General features: G+C 45.0%; 10 protein-coding genes. All 10 read right to left on the bottom strand.

From position 1 onward, the window contains the following. Window positions 1-184: 184 nt before the first annotated feature. Window positions 185-6,973 (bottom strand): polysaccharide lyase family 8 super-sandwich domain-containing protein, encoded by a 6,789-nt coding sequence (locus A8708_RS02380; protein ID WP_068661914.1) that lies wholly within the window; start codon window positions 6,971-6,973, stop codon window positions 185-187. 758 nt (window positions 6,974-7,731) lie between these two features. Next, complete coding sequence (locus A8708_RS02375; RefSeq protein WP_068661913.1) at window positions 7,732-8,934, bottom strand: multidrug effflux MFS transporter; 1,203 nt, start codon at window positions 8,932-8,934, stop codon at window positions 7,732-7,734. Window positions 8,935-9,182: 248 nt separating this feature from the next. Further along, a complete protein-coding gene (locus A8708_RS02370; protein WP_068661912.1) occupies window positions 9,183-9,395 on the bottom strand; it encodes an alpha/beta-type small acid-soluble spore protein in 213 nt (70 codons plus the stop codon). A gap of 98 nt (window positions 9,396-9,493) precedes the next feature. After that, window positions 9,494-10,603, bottom strand: a complete 1,110-nt coding sequence (locus tag A8708_RS02365) for a glycoside hydrolase family 88 protein (protein WP_068661911.1) — start codon at window positions 10,601-10,603, stop codon at window positions 9,494-9,496. A 24-nt stretch (window positions 10,604-10,627) separates the two neighbouring features. Further along, window positions 10,628-12,235, bottom strand: coding sequence for a response regulator (locus A8708_RS02360; protein ID WP_068661910.1), 1,608 nt, complete (start codon window positions 12,233-12,235; stop codon window positions 10,628-10,630). An 8-nt stretch (window positions 12,236-12,243) separates the two neighbouring features. Beyond that, window positions 12,244-13,971: a sensor histidine kinase gene (locus A8708_RS02355; RefSeq protein WP_068661909.1), complete on the bottom strand. Its 1,728-nt coding sequence runs from the start codon at window positions 13,969-13,971 to the stop codon at window positions 12,244-12,246. Window positions 13,972-14,091: 120 nt separating this feature from the next. After that, the gene (locus A8708_RS02350) at window positions 14,092-14,970 is read right to left on the bottom strand and encodes a carbohydrate ABC transporter permease (protein ID WP_068661908.1); all 879 of its coding nucleotides are present in this window, start codon (window positions 14,968-14,970) and stop codon (window positions 14,092-14,094) included. Window positions 14,971-14,983: 13 nt separating this feature from the next. Then, a complete protein-coding gene (locus tag A8708_RS02345; protein ID WP_068661907.1) occupies window positions 14,984-15,940 on the bottom strand; it encodes an ABC transporter permease in 957 nt (318 codons plus the stop codon). 110 nt (window positions 15,941-16,050) lie between these two features. Continuing rightward, a complete protein-coding gene (locus A8708_RS02340) occupies window positions 16,051-17,760 on the bottom strand; it encodes an extracellular solute-binding protein (RefSeq protein WP_068661906.1) in 1,710 nt (569 codons plus the stop codon). A gap of 102 nt (window positions 17,761-17,862) precedes the next feature. Then, the gene (locus tag A8708_RS02335) at window positions 17,863-22,464 is read right to left on the bottom strand and encodes a polysaccharide lyase family 8 super-sandwich domain-containing protein (RefSeq protein ID WP_204787455.1); all 4,602 of its coding nucleotides are present in this window, start codon (window positions 22,462-22,464) and stop codon (window positions 17,863-17,865) included. Window positions 22,465-22,564 lie beyond the last annotated feature (100 nt).

Here is a 22,564-nt window from a genome sequence, read left to right as displayed (position 1 = left end):
TACCCCATACTTTCTATTCTCACATAAGGCATAATAACCGTACTGCGAGGGTTTCTGGCAATAGTACTTCTTCCATTATGACGGTTTTCCTCTAAAAAAGGGAATGTCTATTTTGTCCAATTATGTTGTTAAAATATTTACGTTTGCATGCAAATGAGGGAGCCATCGGCTCCCTCTTCTAGCATTAGTTCATAAAATTTACGTAAATCAAAAATCTGTTCAGAACAACTGCAGCTTCTGCCCTTGTCAAATTGGCTGTTGGCGCCAAGTTGTTAATGGATCTGCCGTTCATTAGACCAACTTGCATAACTGCCGCAAGCGACTCTTTCGCCCATTGACTGATTTGTGAGTGGTCTATATACGTCTCCAGCGTATTGAGAATCGCATTTGCTTGAACATGCTTGCCTGCGAGCTTCATCGCTGATGCGATCATGACAGCCATCTGCTCTCTCGTGATCGGCAGATTCGGCATGAATGTATCCGGGGAAATGCCTTTGATTAGTTTCGCCTGCACAGCCGCTTCAACATCAGCAAAGTACCAATCGGCCGACGCTACGTCGTTGAACGTCGGTTGACTAACTGGCTTCGCTTGGTAGCCAAGCGCACGGATGAGCATTGCAGCGAACTCCGCTCGCGTGACCGATGCTTCAGGTGCGAATCGACCATCTGATTGTCCTTGCAAGATTAGCTTGGAGGCTAACTTGTCAACATCGGCTTTGCTCCAGTGACCGATGATATCATTGAAGGTTATGTTGCCTTGGATCACTGTGTATATGCTCGTGCCGTTTCGCTGCATACGTACTTCCGTTTGACCGTTAGGAAGTGTATTGAAGACAGCTGGTACATAACTCAACCTGCCTGTCTCTGGATCATATCGTACAGCAGTTGCCGTATTTGCGTTCAATTTTGCTGAAATGAACAGGGTACGCTCTACGAAGAGATTCCCGAATTGTGTTACAGGAACAATTGTACCATCTTGCTCCAATGTCACCTTATAATCCACAATCGGACCTACTACTGAAACATTGTGCAGACCTGAAGCATTCTTCACGTGATCTCCCCATGTAGTCTCCGCATTTTCTATCGTGACGGCCAAGGTGCTTGTCGACGATTGTGGCAGGTGCGCCAAGGCTCCGCCAGGAATAAACAATGCCATTGGCAAGGTGATCTCACCTTGCTGTGATCGTATAACTACCACACCAGAAGGCGTAACTTCTGATGCTCCTTGAAGAACAGCAACCGGAAGATTCACAACGAGTGAATTACTGTTATTCGGCAGAGCGATGACTACAGCGGACGTTGCCTCAGACCATGCTTGCTTGAGGGCATCGACATCTACGGTAACCGACGTAATTTCCTTACCTTGGCTGTCTTTACTTGTTTGTATAGAATCATCCGATACTTTCAGTTGAATGATACTATCTTTCGATCCAATACTCGGCGGCGTCACCGGTGTCGTTGGATACGATGGTTCGCCAGTGCCAGAGCCCGATCCAGAACCAGATCCTTCGCCTGTTGACTGGTTCAATGAGACGAATCGCAGCGTCGTCACTTTCCCTGCAGATGCACCTGTCGACTCATTGGCCGCCCAACGAACGTTAAGTTCGTGAGGCCCATTCAGATTAAGGAGCTTGAAACCTTCTAACTCATATGGAGCATAGTCACTGCCATCTAAGCTGTATTCCAATCCTGTAACCATTCCTGTAACGGTATTCGCAGCATCATTTGCTGTAACCTCAGGCGCCTTCAGCACCACATACACAGTGACGGCTGCTTGCAACTCGGCGTGAGCCGTTGTTGCTGTAATGATCGCTTTGCCAGGCTGCTTCGCTGTTACCAAACCGCTAGTATCGACAGATGCAACCTGCTCGTTGGAAGAGATCCAGCGAACAGTCGTATCATAAGCATTCAAAGGTGTCACTTCCGCACTCAGCAGCGATACCACTGTCTGCTCTGCCTCTTCTGCTGGCTCATCTAAATATACGGCATTACCTTCCGTACTCAGTTCCAATCCTATTGGTTGAATTGGTTGAGCATAAGTGTACAACTTCACATTGTCGATCCACATGGGTGCATCCACCGCACCATAAGACGTATAGATCCGAATATTATCAATTGAGGTCGACGATTCGTAGAAGCTGAGTCCCGCCTTCTGTAGTACGCCGTTCAAATAGACATTGACCTTCTGATTAGCAACGTCAACTTCCAATCGGATATGATACCACGTCCCTGTTGGAACAGATCCAAGCGTATCTACTTTCCCATCCTTGTATAAGTATCGCAGCGTGCCACTGGTTAACAAACGGACAACCGTCTTCTCCCCTTGTCGCAGTTCATAGAATGGTGTTTTGCCGCTATTCTTTTCTTTCAAATCCCATTCTGCCACGAAGGTCCCGGTTTGCTCCGCAAACGTTTGCTTAATTGAAGCACTAAACTTGTTGTCGTTATCGTTCAAGAGAATGCTTTTGTTATTGGGATTAGGATCTTCAACTATCTGTACAGGTGCCGTTGTACTCTCAGCAATCTGCCAGGACCCACTTCCCGCATTAAACGTACTATATACCAGCGTCTGCTCACCAAAACGATACACAATGATATTATCAGCGTACAGGATTGCGTCCTTCTGCCGCTCATCCGTTTCGATGCGGATGCCGCTAATCGTTGTAACAGGACTTGCAAAGCTCGCACCAACTGCCGCTAACTTGCCGTCCACATAAACATCATACTTGTTATGCGGAATATCAATCGTCAGTCGAACCTTCGTCCAAGTAGCAGCCGAAACGGGTTGAATATAATGCTCTGCACCCTGTTCATCAAGCCAATAAAGCGCCCCCGTACGTGTCAATAAGCGGATGGCGGGCGTTTCGCCGCTGAGCAGCTTAAATTCTTCGCCTTTGGGACCATACGGTTCCGCAAACGTCCACTCCACTTCGGCTAACTCGGATACCGATGGAAACAATCGGGTAGCGGAGGCAGAGGCTAGATCGCTCATATCGAGCAGCCGTAGAATGTTGCTCGATTCCTCCGGCAACCGCTCAAGTGTCACAATCGTTTGCTGCGCACTACTCACACTCCATCCACTTGGACCCCCACCGATTGCTTCCAGTCCATTGCCTTCGTTATCGAAGGCGGCGTACAGATTCGCCGAATGGTCTAGCTCATTACTTACACCTCTCGGATTGATGATAGCTGGAATCGGCGGATGATCCGATGGTCTTGGCTTTGCAGGATCCGTATCGAACACCGCATGGAAGGTACGACCTACCGAACCGTTCACACGGACAACCACGCGGATCGTTGGATATAGTTGCGTAACCATGATCTGCGGATCCGCCTCCAGAATACCTGCAGCTGAGCGATCAAGCTCAAGCTCAATGGCGCCTGAATTCTCCATCGTAGGATCAGCAACTGCGATCTCTAGACGATTATTCGCCTCCTTAATCATAACAGCAGCTTGTCTGGAGCTCGTGACCAAATCCGCCTTCACCTTCTGATCCTTCCAGAAATTCACGGCTGTGAGACCAAGTCCTTGATGTCGAACCGCCTGCGCTTGGTCATTATTTAACAGCACCTCATAAGAGGGATGCTCTGCGAATTGCCTCACTTGGTCAGCCGTTTTATTTGGCAAAATGGCATAGCTGTAGGTTTGCCCCTGCGGGCTTTTCCCATGGTCAAACCACAAGCTCAAGTAGTTGCGAGATACCGGTGCGGATTGCGCCACACTCTGATTAACATCGCTCCAGCGACCCGTTCTCTGTTCACGAAGTCCATAAATGCTCGGTCGATCTGGAAAATAATACCCAATATCGGATTGAGCGCCGTTTCCGCTGAACTGCATCCACTGCACACCCGCCATTCGCTCGGCCCAGCCTAGTCCAGAGGACTTAGATTGCCCGTCAACAATCAGCGTATTATCGCCATTCGCATTCAGCTTGCGTTGCTCCACAATCGTCTCAATTGTCCTGTTATCGCTGCTCGAGATGCCGGATCCTAAAGCAACAATCTCATCTCCGAACATGAACCACGACTTGTTCGCTTGCAGTGTAGTACCAATCTGTTTCAACTGCATGCCTGAGCTGCCGTATGAGCCCATCTCAACACCGCCTGCCCATGCATTGGCAGGTTTGCCTTCACCGTCACCGTTTTGGTAGTTATCGAACACACGGGGTCTTGTATCTACCGTTGTGCCAGGCAATCGGTATCGGTTCGCTGTTGCCCAGTAATCTTCCATATACTGTGACTGATCAGCGTTATACAGGTAGGTCATACCATCACCGGTGTACCAACCTTCGCCATTTTCACCGTTGGTCAGCTCATATGTCTGAATTCGTTTCGAACTTTTACTAATGCCGAACGTATAGTCATCTTGGATTTGCAGACTTCTAGCCATACCAGCGAACTCATAATACCCTGAGGCTTCTCTATCCGGTGCTATCGCAGCATCACTTATCCATTGTTTGACAGAACCGATCAGATTCATGGAGGATAAGTAATTGTAATAGTTAAACTGAGTCTGGTCTTGCGTAATCCATGCTTTCAGCATGCCCTTCAGTTTCTGCGCATCTTCCCCTGGCGCATTCAACGCAAGCCTTGCCAGCCCCGACATGATGCCTGCTGCCGTTTTCTGCGCATTATCTGATCCACGAACAATGGATCTACCATTGACCATGTCCATCGTCATTCCTTTGTAAATCAAAGGGGCTACCCCATCATAGATCCATTTATAAAAATTATTCATATTCGGATCGGTAATCGGCCAAGGACTACCGTTCAATAAGTACAGTAGTTGACTGACTCCTTCCAACATGACGGAGCCGTAACTGCCCGTATAGGCGACGGATGCATGCATCACGAAAGATCCATCATCGTAAAATCCATCTCCCGATGTTACATAAGCAAACAATGGCGACATTTCAGACGCTACAGCTCGTATACGTGACTCCGATTTCAACAGTAAGGCGTCCACGAGCTTATACAACAAAATATCAGAACGATTCGCCCCCGTATAATAAGAGCTCGTATCGAACAAGTTCGATTGAATGTCTGGTGTATAATGATCAATCGCTGTGATATAGCGTGCGATTTGTTCCGGTGTCAACGTATCGAACATCATCACCATGATATCCGTCATTTTAGCTGGAATGCCAATCTCAAAGTTCCACCAGTTACCAAAAGCCGTACCTGTTTCGTTATATTGCTTGACATACACCCATTCCAATGCGGAAATAATATCACTCTGCAATTGCACATTATGGTACAATGCCCCGCCTTTCGTGGAGTAGGCATACGCCATCTCCCGAATACGTGAAATATTGTTGTGAATGGCATCGGAGTTCCCGCTGCTTACTACAGAATCTTGCCACAGTACCTGACGGTCTGCCGTCTTCTGCAAGGTCGACCAACGGCTCTGTCCGTTTGTTGTAAATGTCGCTACCTTCGCCTGCACATCAGTGTCTGCCGTATCTAAGCTATCTCCACCGTCAAGACCCGCTTTGCGTTTCAATCGTAATCGCTCAAATTCATCAGCAGCCGCTGCTTTATCAATTACTTTAATCATGGTGCTTGCCGTTTTACCTCCATCCACACTAGTCGCTTTAAGCGATGTCTCCCCTGACTTGCGACCAGTGACTACACCTGTCGAATCGACAGTAGCAATTGACGCATCGCCAATCGACCAAATAACCTGCTGATTGCTTGCTTGTGCCGGCAGGAAAGACGGAACTAACGTAATCGTATCTCCTATTAGAACCGTTGCTTGGCTTGGCAAAGAAATGGAAACCACACCAGGCGACTGTACGGTCACATTCGTTGACGCTTGATGGCTGCCGTCTTCACTTCGAACGCTAATTACAGTTTGCCCCGGCGATTGTGCAGTGACTAAACCTTGTGAATCAACTGTGGCGATAGCTGAGTTGTCACTTGTCCATGTGACCTTTTGGTTTGTAGCATTTTCTGGTGCAATGATAGGTGTTAGCTGTAGACTCCCTCCTGCTGCTAGACTCCTTTCGGCTGGCAAAGTAATGCCAGTAACCGGCACATTATTGGAAACGGTTATGTTGGAGGAAGCTACCTTCCCTCCCTCTAATGTCGTTGCCGTAATTCGAGCGGTTCCAACACTTACACCTGTGACCACACCATACGTATCAACGGTCACCGTTGCGGGGTTATCCGAGCTCCAAACCACACGCTGATCTGCCGCATCTTCGGGCATAATGTGAGCGGTAAGTACTTGCTGCTTACCAACACCAATCGTGGCAGCATCAGGCAACAGGGAAACGCTTTCAACTGGTGCATACGTATAAATCCGCACATCGTCTAGATACGAACTTCCTGGCACCGCCGTTCCTGTCTGCGTAAATTTCAGCGTGTTAATTGTATCCCAAGTGGTCCCTAATGTAACACCAGTTACAACTTGGACATCATTCAACAGGACATCCGCCTTTTTGCCGGTCTGATCGATAATCGCTTTGACGCGATACCACGTATTCGGTTCATACGTCCCTAAAGACGTATTTAAGATGGACATTTTGCCTGTTTCCGTTAGTGTGAGAAAGTTCTTCCATACACCGCTTGTGCTCTTCACATCCAGCAATCGGATATGTCCGATGTCCTGCGCCCTTACTGATGCTTCCAATACCACCTTACCCGCGATATTTAAACCAAATTTCCCCGTGTACAGCTGTGTACCAGCCGTTCCTGACACCAGCTTCAAGCTGAGATCACTTCTACCGTAAACAGCTTCCCCAACGGTATAGTCCGTACCAGCTTTGGCATTATACAACCCCCAATTCCCTCCTATTTCTGCCGTTGGCCCTGAGGTTGAAGGCACCGTAGGGTACGTATTAAAACTCGCCCCCACATAAGTGGTTACTGCAGCCTGTGCCGTGATCGGGCCTGCCATACTGAATGGTATGAGCAAATTACTTGCCATGGCGGCAACGAGGATGCAAGCACTCCTTCTTTTGTTAAACATGGACAACTCCCCCTCTTGAATGGATACCTACACGCTCATTATAGAAGCCATTACGCTGCTGTCATATTACCATTTCATCCAAAGGCCTTAACAAATTATTAATACCATGCACAAAATGTCCACTTTGATTAACAAAATGGTTCACTTCCACGCTTACGTCAAATTTCATAGGGGAAACTTCTTGAGTTCACTTAATCACTACTACTACCATTCCTATTCCTATTCCTATTCCTATTCCTATTCCTATTCCTATTCCTACTTCTACCACTACTTCTACCAATACTTGTGAAGGTATACGCGATTTGTGGCAGAGACACAGGACTTGTGAAGGTATACACGATCTTCACGATCACATGCATTCAATAAGCTTAAATTAACTGGAAAACCTACATTTATTCCCTTGAATTTCACGCCAAAAAACCAATTAACTGGAAAATATACAGTTAAAATCACCTTTTCTAGGGATAATTAGAGAAACTACTCAAATTAACATCAGGTTTTACATCTATTTTGCTATTTAGGCGGAAATACCGAATTTTAACTGTATAAAATCCATCTAATCATCAGGAGCACGCCAAATCTCACATAAATCCATCAACAAACTTGTGCTACTGAACCCGCAAAAACTCTACTTTAACTTCTATCTCTACTTTAACTTCTGTTCCTACTCTCACTCTCACTTCTACTCACCCTAGCCCAAAAAAAGCAAAAAAATGCTCGGGACTATCCCGAGCATTTCCTAAACAAATAGGGTTTCCTCAAGCTTGCGCTTTTGCTCCCTTTTTAACTAAAAGGAAATAAGACAACATTGCTGCAGCGCTCGTAGTCAATATGATGACACCCAGCGGAACAGCTGTGTGTTCACCGGCAATACCGACTAGGGGCGAAACGACCGCTCCCAGCAAAAAAGGAACGACGCCCATCAAAGCAGCTGCGCTGCCAGCCATATGCCCCTGGCTCTCCATCGCAAGAGGAAAAGCCGCTGTGGATGTAATCCCGATGGACGCTACGAAGAAAACGAGCGGGATCACGAGTGCATAGAGCGGACCGTGAAATATAGCCACCAATAAGACTGCGATGCTCGCAGCACCTGCGAGCCATAAGCCAAGCAGAAGAAAGAACTGCTCCGACACGCGATGAGCCATCCGTCCAACCAATTGCGAACCGATAATCAAGGTGATACCGTTCGAACCGAATAAGAGTGCAAATACCGTCGGGGATACCCCATAAATATTTTGATAAATAAAAGGTGTACCCGAAACGTAAGCGAAAACTCCCGCAATCATGACCCCTTGTGCGAGCATATAGCCCGTAAATGAACGGTCACGCAAAAGCGATCCATAGTTGCGCAGTTGCTGCACAAAATTGCTAGGACTGCGGCGCTCGACAGGCAAAGTTTCCTTCAGTCTCCATTTGGTCATGGCAAGAAGGAACATCCCCAACAAAGCCAACGCAACAAAGACACCAATCCAGCTCGTGAGTGATAGAACCCCGCTCCCTGCAACTGGTGCTACTAGCGGGCCTAGATTTCCGACTAGCAAGAGCAGCGAGAAAAATTTGGTTAGCTCATGGCCACTAAACATGTCGCGTGCAATTGCCCGGGAAATGACGATACCTGCTGATGCAACAAATCCCTGTATAAGCCGAGCGATAATCAGCAACCATATACTCGGTGCGATCGCACAAGCGATGGAAGCAACTACATAGAGTGCCATAGAAATAAGCAGCGGCTTGCGCCTACCATGTACGTCACTGAGCGACCCCATAACTACTTGGCCAAGAGCTAATCCGAGTAGACAGGCAGTGAGGCTGAGCTGCACTTGGGAGGCAGTTGTACCGAATTTCTCCACGATCTGAGGAAAGGCTGGTAAATACATATCAATGGTAAAAGGCCCGAGTGTTGAAAATAAACCGAGCAGCAGTGCTAGTCTGACGGCATGCTGATTGTTCTTGTTAGTCATTTTAGTAGTTTCTCCTATGCTCCTATTCCATATCCGGAATTTTTCTCTGTATTTGGTATCACCATAACATAACTGTATTGTTTATGACAACAGTTAAATATTACGTTGGTTGTTTTACCCCCTTATTCCTTAGTTGTACCTTCAGTTAGGCTGGGGTATCAGCGCCAGACAAAATAAAAAAGACTGCATTCACCCAAGGAGGAATAGGTGCGTGTAGTCTTTTGAGTTTACCTGCAAAAACGATCAGCTTAGCGTCTGAAACTGCCTGCGGATCCAGAAAGTTGTTGTTCAGCAATTTGTACTAAACGCTTGGTAATCGTACCACCAATGGAACCAGCATCGCGTGATGTAAGATTTCCATTGTACGCTTGGAGCTGAATCCCTAACTCTTGCGCCACCTCATACTTCAGTTGATCCATTGCTGCTTTTGCTTGTGGAACTGCCAATGTGTTGTTAGCCATACTTGTTATTCACTCCTTTTCTTGGTGTGATATTATCATGTGGAGTTTGCAAAATATTATACATGCTTTATTTTAATTCTTTATTTTTTGAAATCACTTCAGTTATAAGCATATTTAAGTTTCAATAGGGCTTCAACATAATAATAATCGCCATAAATGAGTGAAGTATCTACATATATATCTTTCATATAATATCCGGTGCCATGCAGCAGTAATCCCTCTGATTGTTCCTGCCCCACCGTGTAAGTAGTGTGTAAGGAGAACAGTATTTCTTCAGCGCCCTGCTTATAAATTAATCCGTCTTTGTCCCCCACAAGAGAAGCGATTTCTAAGAGTCCCGATGCAGCAATTGCGGCTGCCGAGGAGTCGCGAGGCGCATCATCCGAATCCTTAGGCAAGCGAAAATCCCAGTAGGGTACCTTATCCGCGGGCAAATGATCAAGAAAGAATTGCGCGACTCGCTTGGCAGCAGTTAGGTATTTCTCTTTACCTGTATATTTGTAGCTAAGTGCAAATCCATACACAGCCCAAGCGGCTCCTCTTGACCATGCAGAATCTGCCGCATATCCTTGACCGGCTAGTGCTCCAATACGAGCACCTGTCTCAGGGTCAAACGCAACAATATGATGGACGGATCCATCCTCTTGAATAAATTCGTTGAGCACCATATTCGCATGCAGCTCAGCAATATGACGATACCGCGGGTCAGCAATCTCTTCTGAAGCCCAGTACAATAGCGGTAAATTCATCATACAATCAATGATCGCCCAGCCACTGTGATCTTCGCCTCCCCAATTCGGCCATGCACGAATAAAGGAACCAACGGGATTAAATCTTCCAGCAAGTAAGCTTGCTGCCATAAGTGCATGCCGTTTGGCAGCTTCATCTTCCAAAAACCCATATTGTTTGATCGAGCTAAGCTCGAACATAAAACCAACGTCATGATGCAAATGATCAAATTCCCATAGGGTTTGACTGATTTGCTCTTCACACGCAACCGCCAATGTTTGCAGACGTTCATTCTTCGTTTCGCTATACACCAACCATAGTATCCCTGGCCAGAATCCTGCTACCCAATCATGAGCCGCAGTCATCACGAAGCGACCATTCTCGGTTCCATTCGGAAATGCTGTGCCTATGGTAGCACTTGTTTGTTCAATTTTATCTACAACTTGTTTCCAAGCCCTTTCTAGCCATGCTTTATCCATGTTAGACTCCCCTTCTGATCCCTATTATTGTTTTCTGAAAATATCCGGCGTCACACCATAATACTTTTTGAATCTGCGAATGAAATGCTGTGGGCTTTGGTACCCTACTTTCTCCGTGATCTCATAAATTTTAAAGGATGTTTGCTCAAGCAGTCTCTTTGCTTCTTCCATTCGCGCATGTAAAATGTATTCACTCAAATTTAAACCAGTAATCTCTTTATAAATTTTAGACAAGTACACGGCATGTAAATATACATGCTCACTAATCGATTGCAGCGTAACATCCTTTGATAAATTTTGATGAATATAGGCTTGAATTTTATTGACCAGCTGTTGGTGATTCTCATCATCGACAGTAGGTGCTTCCTCAATCAGGGCTTCGAGAATCAATATGCACCATGCTTTTAATTGCTTGGCAGAGTGAATGACACTATGTTCCTTGTGGACGGAGCTGATGCCAATAATATCTTCCAAGACCTTGCCCTTCTTATGGGCCAAAAATGTGAAACAACTTAGCATATGTAAGTAGGCTTCACGAAGATGAGCGCGCGAGTCGGCCTGTTTTTGTTCCAATTCATGAAAAATCGCGTGAAGCTTCTCATTCAATTTATCCAGATTATTGCTCTCCATCAGTTGGATTAGCATAGGTGCTTGATACAAGGAACGCAAAGGTTCCATTCCGCGGCTAGAAACTTCAAGCTTGTTCAAGTTCATAATACCCTGTCGTTCTGTTGCGCTAATAACCGTTGAAACAACCGAAGAATAGATGGCATGAACTTCATCTGGGAACTGTGCTGGCGTAGAGAGGTAAATGGCAACAGTTCCTTTTAAATAACGATGAACCTGCTCCAATAAGAGGTTAGCAATGGAGACCAATCCCTCCTCACTCCATTCCGCCCCCCCAGAATGAGTCGGCTTGATCATTAAAGTAACATTGTCCTGCGGTGCTTTCCTCGTCCACAGACTAAAGTGACTTTGCAGCAATTCCTCTGCCATATTCATGACAGCATATTCAAATAACTTCATATCAGATGGGTTGTACGATTCATAGAAATGGGGATCAAATTGAATCACCATGAGTCGAATACGATCACCATATGCAAAGGGAATCTGATACATCTCTAGCTTTTCTGTCAATTGTTTAGGTGAGATATCTGCTCCTTGCAGGAGCTCATGCAGAACATTTTCTTTGAGCAGGGGTAAATTCTGATGGAGGATCGCATTGGCTTGTTTGAAAGCTTGTGAATGTTGTAAATCATTCTGGCGCTTAGAGATGACGCGGCTTACTGCATCGATGAGCAATTCATCGCGTACTGGTTTAATTAAATACTCAACGGCATGGAGCTCAATCGCTTTCTTCGCGTACTCAAATTCAGCATACCCCGTCAACAGAATGGCCTCTATCTTACGATTAGCTGCATTCATACGTTCGATTAATTCCAGACCACTCATACCTGGCATGCGTATATCCGTGATTACAATATCAATAGGATGGGTCTCCAAGATGGCAAGTGCTCCTTGGCCTTCGTAAGCTTTATGAATGGTGGTTATCCCTAGTTCTTCCCATGGTAAAGTAAGCGCTAATGTATCCACTTGATGCTTATGATCATCCACAATTAGTAATGAAAACATATGTCTTCTCACTCCCCTGTTGCTTTCTCCCAGACCAACTCAATTCGCAAACCACCTAGAGCCGAGTTATCCAAACGCATGCCAGAACGTAACCCAAAGTAATATTTGAAGCGATGATGCACATTCCAAATCCCTTTTTGCGGAGAATCATTATGCTCATTTTCTGTCTTGGCTCTAAGCGCCATCAGAGCATCCGTCGATAGACCTGGACCATTATCTTCAATTATTAAGCGATACACAAGTCCGTCATCAACCCCGACGACGGTGATCAGACCATTCATCGAAATTTCCTCGAGGCCATGTATGATCGCATTCTCAATTATGGGTTGAATAATCAGTTTGGGGATCTTCTTCGCTTTCATCGGCTCTGGAACTGATATGATATACTGAAATTTATCTAACTGGTGATTCATAATATTCATATAGTTGACAGCGAGCTCTAACTCCGTTCCCAGTGTAGTCTCCAACGTTTCATTACGGGTCGTATATTTATAGTAATCGCCCAAATTATGAGCCATCGCAATAACAGACTGGTTCTTGTTCATTTTGGCCATATTTACGATATAAGCCAGGCAATTATAGAGGAAATGAGGATTAATTTGCGATTGCAGCTGCTTCATTACAGCCTCTCTAGAACGAATTTCTTCTGCATAGACACGCTTGATTAATTCGTCAATTTCCTTTGCCATATCGTTAAACGAATCGAACAATTGACGGAACTCATCCTTTCGCAAGCTTTGAATGCGGTAGGAGAAATTTTTATTTTTGATATGCTCCGAGCTGCGAATCAGAATACGAATAGGTACTTGGATATAGAAATATAAGAAATAGGCGGCTACCATGCCGAGTAATAGAAGCAAAAACAGAATAATGTAAAATAAATTCCGGCTGTCATTCACTGGTTTAAGAATTTTTTCAAGTGGTTCAAGATCCACCATACTCCAGCCCAGCTTTTCAGAAGGCAGAACATAGAGAATGTATTTCTTTCCATCCAGCTCTACGATCGTCGCACTTTTATTCATCCCCTTCGCATTCACGATAGGGTATTCCTTTAACAGCTGCTGAATGAGCGTCATATTCGCTGTACTGTTGTACACAATTTGTTCAGAACTGCCATAGAAAAATGCCTCACCATTGCCGTTCATTTTAAATTCGTCCAGCAAAGTCGTTATATTCTTCGTGAAGAAATCGACACGGATAATGAAATCGGACTTCATCAGATCCGTTGGCTCTGCTTGGTAAGGGGAAACGAAAAACCGCGAGAATGCATCCATTTTCACTCCGCTTATATCGACTTTCGTTAATTTCCAATTGGATGTATAGTCCTTTAATATATCCTGTGGATTTGTTCCCGTTTCAGGTACCGTCGACAAGGCAAGATCGATTTTTGGGAAATACAGCGTAATGATGTTCATGATTTGGTTCGTGATGCTAAATAAATTGAGCTTGCTTTCAATCGATTGAATGACACTTACGCGATCATAGCTAGCCGGGGGCAATTCACCGTAAGCTACCTTCTTAATCTCCGGATCTTTGGTAACGAGAGTGGCGTAGATCATATTCTGATCCAATAAACTTTCTATGCGGTTGAGGAAATAGGATAGCTTCTCCTCATTCCGTGTGTTGATCTGATTTTCAATAACGCTCACACTCTGTCGGTAAGAATAGGCATATAGCGTAAGAATAACGATTAAACTCATTACAATAAGAAGGATTACTCTCTTGATTAGATTCATAAGCTGCTCCTTCCTATCTTTCATTTGCTCTATTATACCAAGCAATTCCGCACGATTGTTATAATTATACAGTGAAAATAGCTCCTAGGATGATTACCCTAACAGCCATTTTACGTTGTCCTATTCTTTTACCGACCCGAGCGTCATGCCTTTCACAAAATATTTTTGTAGAAAAGGATAGACGAGCAAAATAGGGACTGTTCCGATAAAGATTAGCGCCGATTTTAAGGAGCGTTCCGATAATTTTTCCAGGTCCTCCGGATTGAGGCCGATTTTCGTAAAATCAAAGCTAGCGATTAAAGCCTGAAGGAAAGTAGCTAACGGAAACAGCTCTGCTTTGTTCATGTAGATCATGCCGTCAAACCATGCGTTCCAATGAAAAACCATGGTAAACAAAGATAATGTCGCAATCGATGGCAAAGAGATCGGCATGTAGATCGTGAACAAAATCCGGAAATGTCCGGCTCCGTCCATCATCGCTGCTTCTTGCAATTCTTTGGGGATGCCGCGAAAGAAGTTCATCATCAGAACCACATTGAAGACATTGACAGCGGATGGCAAAATTAGTGCCAGAAGCGAGTTTGTTAATCCTAATTTTTGAACGACCAGATACGTTGGAATGAGACCGCCATGGAACAACATGGTGAAGACAAAAAACCAAGCGTATAAGGTTCTTCCTTTGAAATACAGATCCTCTTTCGACATCGAGTAGGCTGCAAGCATTGTAAGAAACATCGTAAGCACTGTACCCAAAACGGTTCTAAGTACGCTGACTTTGAAGGCAATGAGGAAATTGTTGCTGTTTAATGCCTTCTCATACGCGTTCATTGTGAAGCCAATCGGCCAAAATTTAACTAAATTCGCCGTCGTCGCGTAATCCGAGCTGAATGAAACTGCCAAGATGTGAACCATAGGCAGAATGCACAGGATAGCCGCCAGCGATAGCACGATGTGATTGGCAAGTTGAAACATTTTACCCGAGAACGATAATTTAATCATGATTCATGTCCCCTCAAAAAATCCTGTAATTGGCATATTTCGATGCTAACCGATACGTCGTTGCAATAAGAATAAAGCCAATGACGGATTTGAAAAATCCGACTGCCGTCGCAAAACTGAACGATCCTTGCTGCAAACCGATGCGGTAAACGTACGTGTCAATGATATCGCCTTTGGGATACACAAGCGGATTATACGTGTTAAATACTTGATCAAATCCGGCATTGAGAATGTTGCCCAAGGCTAAAGTCACGATAACAATAGCTATAGGAATCACAGATGGAATGGTAATGTGAATGGTTTTCTGAAAATTATTGGCGCCGTCAATGTCAGCAGCTTCATACATATTCGGATTAATGCCGGCCATAGCTGCCAAATAGATGATGGTGCCGAATCCGAAATCCTTCCAGACATCGCTGAACACTAAGGTAAACCGGTACCAGTTCCCGCTTCCGAGAAAGAAGATCCGATCCAAGCCGACAGCCATAAGGAGTTGGTTAATCATCCCATTGGTTGATAGCAAATCGGTTAGAATACCACCGAGAATTACCCAGGAAATAAAGTGAGGCAAATATACGAGCGATTGAACCACGCGCTTGAAGATGACAATACGAACTTCATTCAGCAGTAGGGCGAAAATGAATGGAGCCAATGATCCGGCAATGATTTTCAAAACTGCGATCACGAGTGTATTCCAAATGACCTGCACAGCGGTTGGATCATGAAACATAAATTTAAAATGCTTCAAACCCACAAACGGGGAACCAAAAATGCCTAACCATGGTTTAAAATCTTGGAAACCAATTATAAATCCGACCATCGGGGTGTAGCTGAAGATCAGCAGCAACACGACAGATGGCAATAGGAACACATGAAGGGGCCACGTCTGTTTGAAATTTAGGAGGTTTTTCCGTTTTTTAAGTGTGGTTGCCCTCTCCTGCATGGGGTAGTTGATGGATTCTGTTTTCATCCGATTTATCTCCTATCGAACATTACGACTTCTATACGTTAATTAAAAAGAAAATGCGGAGAACCCAAGTAACGCCAGCACTCCGCATTTCTTATCCATTGGTGAAACAATTACTTTAAGCTAGCCGTATAATCATTCACTTCTTTAGTAATTTGTGCGCCACCTTGGTCGTTCCACTGCTTCACAAAGGTATCAAAGTACTCTGGTTTTTGTTTTCCGTAAATAATTTGTAAGAAAGCTTGCTCCTCTAAAGCAATGAGCTGTTCCCATTTCTCTTTCATCGTCGGCGTGTTTGCGCCAAAGAATCCGCTTTGCACGTCTTTGTTCAACTGCTGGAAGGCAACTGCGAAACCGTCAATCGTTAATTGACCATTCTCAGCAGCTAGCTTCTGCTCGAAAATATTATCCTTTTTCCCCGCTGCAACACGTTGGTAAATGTTAGGTCCGGACATGACGTTCGTTGGCGCTGTACCGGATCCTGGCGACATCAACTGATAGGCATTCAGACTAAGCGTACCTTCCGGGATGTTCTTCCAGTCTGGTTTGCCATCTTTCATAACATAGTCATAGCCTTCTCCCTTACCATTCGCAAACGGACATGCTGCATCCTCAACCGAACAGCCGTACATCGTATCCCAATATTTAAAGATCGCTTCCATATGCGTAAATCCTTCACGGAATACATAATTGCCATACGATGGCGGTGATGCCTGTCTGCCTACTTCACCTTTGATTCCCGCAGGAATTGGATATGGTTTAAAATCTAAGGCTAAATTTTTAGCTTTTGCCTCATTCACAGCCGTACCTACTGGCCAGCCGCCAGCCCAACCTGGCGCAAAGGCGATTCCAGCTTTACCAGAAGTAAAGTCTGCCATCGCTTTCGCTGCGTCTTGCGTACCAAAGTCAGGTGAGATATACCCTTTACTGAACCACTCATTTAATTTGCCTAAAGCATCCTTCACACTAGGCTTCGTTGAACCATATTGAAGTTTGCCATCCGTGCCTTTCAACCATTGGTAAGGCTGATCTTGACCGAAGATAAAGGAAGCATCCGTCATGAAGTTCATCGTTGGTTTATGGTAACCGGTGTTTGCTCCAAAGGCCATGCCGTACGTATCCTTTTTCCCATTCCCATCAGGATCGTTATTGGTGAATGCATCCAGAACAGCTTCATATTCCTGGACAGTCGTTGGCGCTTTGAGGTTAAGCTTCTTAAGCCAATCCTCTCGGACCCACATCACTGTGTTTCCAACAATACCATTAGACAACGTAGGCAAACCATACAGCTTTCCGTTTCGCTTGACTAAATTCCATACTTCTGGATTTTTCTTATAGGATTCTTTCACCCTTGGTGTTGCATATTTCTCAAACGCTTCGTCAATGGATTGAATTTTCTTAGAGGCAACTAGATCTTCAAACACGGTACCAGAGACAGAGAGAACGTCCGGTATGGCTTCGCCGCTCGTCAAAGATAGACGAATTTTGGTTTCCAGCGCACTCGCGTCTGTAACCACCCATTGGTATTTCGTCGCAATACCCAGCGTGTCTTTAAACCAGCGTGAGATCGGATTATTCTCAGGCGTGTCGCCATTGCGAAGCTTGTCAGACGGTTTTAAGGCAATCGCTGCGGTGATCGTAACCGGTGGATCGAACTTCGTTCGATCGTTCTCTTTGGCTACAGCTGTCGCAGCCTTGGTCGCAGCAGGACTTGTCGCTGGTGACGTTGCTGGGCTATCCTCCGCTTTGGTACAACCTGCTGCAATACTCATGCCAAGCACAACAGTTGCTAATGCAATTCTGGAAATTAGCTGACGTTTCATTTAATTTGTAAGCCCCCTTGTAAACTAACTATCTTACACTTTTAATTATGGCACCAGGTGAAAAGGAAAGAAATGATCGGGATTTAAGATCATGAACTTTCGTTAATCAATCGCTTCGCTATGAATGACGACTTTCCCGATCTGTGGATGCCAATAATTACCTGTATTCTGTTTATACACGATTTTCAGGAATTGCGTACCTGCAGGAACATTGCCGCTATACGTCACTTTCTTCCAATCGGTTGCTGATACGGCCTTCACAGGTGAAAGAATCGTGTAAGTCCCATTCCCCGACGAACTGTAGAGTTCGAAGTCAACAGAAGTCTCGAAGGGCCAGAACCACGTCTCCACTTGATAATTCTTCATGTCCATGTCTGGAGCCGCTTTATATACAACCCATTCATCGGTATTCCCATTTCGCTTTAATCTGGAAGTATCCCCTCCGAACTTGGCAACATTAGCGGTATCGAAGCTCAACTTACCGGAATTCTCGTACATTTTGCTAAAATTATACACATCATCTGTTACTGTTGCGCTTGATGGTGTTGCTATCTTACTCGTTAGTGTCACCTTACCGATTTGGGCATTCCACGTATTAGACGAGTGTTGTTTATAAATGATTTTGATATACTGGGTTCCTCTCGGAATCGTTCCGCTGTAAGTCACCTTATTCCAAGCACCAGCGCTTGAAGTTGCAGCAATTGTCGGCGAATAGGAGGAATAGTTCACATTATCCGGAGATATCGCGAATTGGAAGTCTGTGGACGCCTCGTAAGGCCAGAACCATGTATCCGCGCTGAAACTCCGCAGCTCCTTATCCGGTTCAGCTTTGTACACAATATACTCATCTGTATTCGTAAGTCTTACTAATCGCGAAGCGTCATCACCGAATGCCGATGGATTAGAACCACTAATACTCAAGTTCGGGCTTCGCTCGAATATCTTGGTATCGTCGTAGACGTTGTCGACGACCGTAATACTTGTCGGCGGAGGAACAATACTCGTCAACGTGACTTCACCCAGTTGTGGGTTCCAGTTATAGGCACCATTCATCATGTAAACGATTTTCAGATACTGTGTACCCGTTGGCAGCATGCCACTGTAATTTATTTCTTTATAGTTTTCTATTCCACCTGTTTTGGTTGGTGTAAACGCTGTATACGTCACATTATCCGTCGAGGTATAGAAAGCAAAGTCGGTTACGCCGTCTTGCGGCCGGAACCATGCCCTCGCTGTAAATCCAGTAATATCTTTATTCGGCTGTGCTTTATAAATGAGATATTCATTGGTTATTGTTTTTCGGATTAACCGAGAAGTATCGCCATCGAACTTTCCAGGCTCTCCCCTGTCAAATTTCAAATTAGCACTATGTGCAAACGTAAGTGAAAGATCATCCAACACATCGACAATCGTATCTGGAATGGGGTCAACGACGTGAGTTGGAGGTGCGGTTGGCGTCGGTAAAGGCGTCGAAACGGCAGTGTTCAGTTGTACTTTCAGTTTGTGCGAGATACCATCCCTCACTTGGGTATTGACCTCAAACTTAATTGTAGGGGTGAGTTGTAAAACGGTAATGCTTGGGTCCTTGGCAATCACTGACAATCCGGCTTTATGAATTTCGTAAGTCACCTTAGCTTGCAGATGTGTAGGATCAGAAACCGCGACATCAAGGATACTGCCCTGATCCTGCAACAGGATGGAGGAAGGATTCGATGCCGTGAGATAGCCAAATGTACTTGGTACCCAGAAATTCGCCCCCAGAATACCTTGTGTTTTCTCCTTCACAGCTTGCACATTCGTATTATTTACCAAGATTTCAATGTTCGGATTAAGGCTGTAACTCGCTGTTTCTTCTGCTGATAGATTCGGCAGTAAGACGTAAGCGTAATCTTTGTAGAACGGATTGGCTCCATGGTCCAGCCAAAGCGTCAAATAATTCTTACTTAATACCGTCGAAGCGCCGCCATTATTAATCTGTGACCAACTACCCTGAGAAACATCTCTTTTTCCCTTTAAAGCTGTCGGTTGCGGGAAGTAGTACCCGCCTGTTCCTTCCAAATACGCATAAGATACATTGCTCATTGCCTCTGTCCATCCTAATCCAGCGAACTTCGTTACCCCGTTCACAACAAGCTGTTCATCCCCTTTGACCCTTTTCGAAACATGCAGAGGATCTAACACAGGACCAGCCGCCTGCGGGGCGTAAACTTGAATTTCAGAAACATCATTGGACAAATCGCTATCATTGCCGTGGAAAATGAATTTGATGTATCTGGCCGTCGTATCCACGACATCATAGGCTTCTACCTCTGCGGAAAGCACGGTGTTGTGACCGCTGAACACAGGCGTCCATGTTGTCCCATCGACAGATGTTTGAATATCGAAGGCAGAAGTTTTATCCTTGCCATTCGGAAAGCTGATCCCTACATGCCCGATTTCCTGAGAGCTGCCTAAGTCATACTTCAGCCACTGTCCATCGCCAGTCGTTGACCAGACGGTTCGAATGTCATTATCCTTCACCTTCGCAGATTGACTAGATCCTGTGTTATCTGTCACACCGTTTACATACAGTGGAGTCACTGATGGCAGGATGAGAAGATTTCCTGCTGTACATGGCGCATAGATTTGAACTTCCGTAATGCTGTTCCAAGGTCCCGTCGAGTTCATATGACCGATAATTTTGACAAATCTAGCTTGCGTTTCTGGGAAATCGATGACTTGAAGCTGCGCGTCACTAACCAGACTGGAATTACCGCTATAAACTTGATTCCACACCACGCCATCCTCAGAAGTCAGTATTTCATAATTAGTTGTTCTTGCAGATTGAAGATAGAAGTTTATTCCTACATACCCGATGGCTTGTATCTTTCCAAGATCATATTGAATCCATTGTCCATCACCTGACGCCGACCATCTAGATCCAAGATTATTATCAAAGGTATTCTCAGGCACATTCCCATCATTCCCGCTATCCTTTACGGCGTAAACTTTATGACGTAATGGTTCACTGCCAATTGGTAAAGAAGGAGGTGAATCCAAATCAATCCCGTGTGTGACTCTTGCTGTTGTAAGCATGCGATTCTCGACCGTTGTTTCAATCGTACGGTTGTCTGTACTTGCAATGCCTGTCCCTAGCGCAACGACTTCATCATCAAACATAAACCAGGATTTCTTCGCTTTTAACGTGCTTCCATATCCCTTCAAATCCATACCAGCTGTGGCATACTGTCCTTGAAGCTCTGTACCTCCTGCCCAAGTTGTCGGACTCCGATACCCAGCGCCTTCCGCATCTTCCCTCGGCATTGTATCGACAGTCGTTCCAGGAAGCCGATATGGATTGACAGTTGCCCAATAATCGGTGAATTGGAACGGATCCTTGTTATATAGATAGGTCATACCAACACCTGTGTACCAGCCCTTAGGATTTTCATTATATTTTTCATCATACTCGTATGTCCCTATACGATGCGACGACATACTAACGCCAAAACCAAATCCAGGCCGAAGATGTACGACTTGATCCATGCCAGCATAGACTTTGGAAAGTACCTTCTCTTCTCTTGGTAGTACAAAGCTGTCATTCATAATTGCCTTGGCCAGGACAAGCGTACTTAAATTAATATCCTTATAGAAATTAAACTGGCTATCAGCGATAATCCACGCTTTCACCATCGCTTTCATTCGCTGTGCATCGGCCGCTGGAGCGTGCTGCGCTATGCGAATAATAGAGGACATGACACTATGTCCAGTGGTATGATCTTGGTAGTCGCTGCGAGAAATGGCTCTCCCTCTAGTCATATCCATCATGGCACCGTTATAGATAAGCGGTTCGTAAGAATCGTAAATCCAATTGTAAACATTCTCTGCGCCACTATTTGTTGGCTGCCAAGGCGAACCATTCAGCAGCAGAAGCAGATACGACAATTCTTGCAATAAACTTACAGCATAGCTACCGTTATAAGGGTAAATCTCATGCTGTATAAACGATCCATCCCGGTAAAAGCCATCCCCCGTTGTCACATAATCATACACTGGATTCAAAGCATCTCTGGCTAAAGTCAGCTTCGCAGCTGACTTTAGAATCACGCCCCGTAAGGCAACGATCTGACATTTCCATACCAAGTTCGCTCCTGTTGCCGCAACTGCTCCCTTATTGGCTTTGCTCGGATCTGGAGAAAATGCCTCAATCGCATTCATGTAATTTGTTATTTTTCCTGGTGTAGCAATGAGATCATCATACATAAGAACGACAATATCATTAATAATTAGAGGAGTTCCGATCTCCAAGTCCCACCAATTTTCAATCGGTACGGTTGATTCATTGTAACGGTTCGCATACATCCAATCCATCGCATAAATAATTTTCGCCTTTAGATCGAGATCACCATAAACACCGGTATCAACCGTCTTGTAAGCCAATGCCATTCTCTTAATGCGTTCGTAATTCGCAGTAATCGTAGCAGTATCCCCCGTTGCGGCTAAATCGCTCCATAAGTACGCTGATGTTGTACTCATCGTAGCTGCACTCGTTTGACTTATAGAGCTCAGCTTAGATGCTATGTCTGGGTCAGATGTATCTAATGCTGCTCCTCCTGTCAAATAGTTCATCCACCTGATTCGCATCGTGTCATAATCATCGTCAGCCGCCTGTACCCGCGTTGTGCCTAACAGTCCTACCAACGCTAGAATTACTGCCAATATCACGATCGAGATTACCTGTACTCCACTTCGCCTTACCATCATTATTCCACCACCATCTTTCAATTGTATTGAAACCGCTTCGTTTCCCCATCATTATTTCACC

Source organism: Paenibacillus oryzisoli, from assembly GCF_001653565.1.
Lineage (GTDB): Bacteria > Bacillota > Bacilli > Paenibacillales > NBRC-103111 > Paenibacillus_E > Paenibacillus_E oryzisoli.
This window is presented reverse-complemented; position numbering and strand designations above follow the sequence as displayed.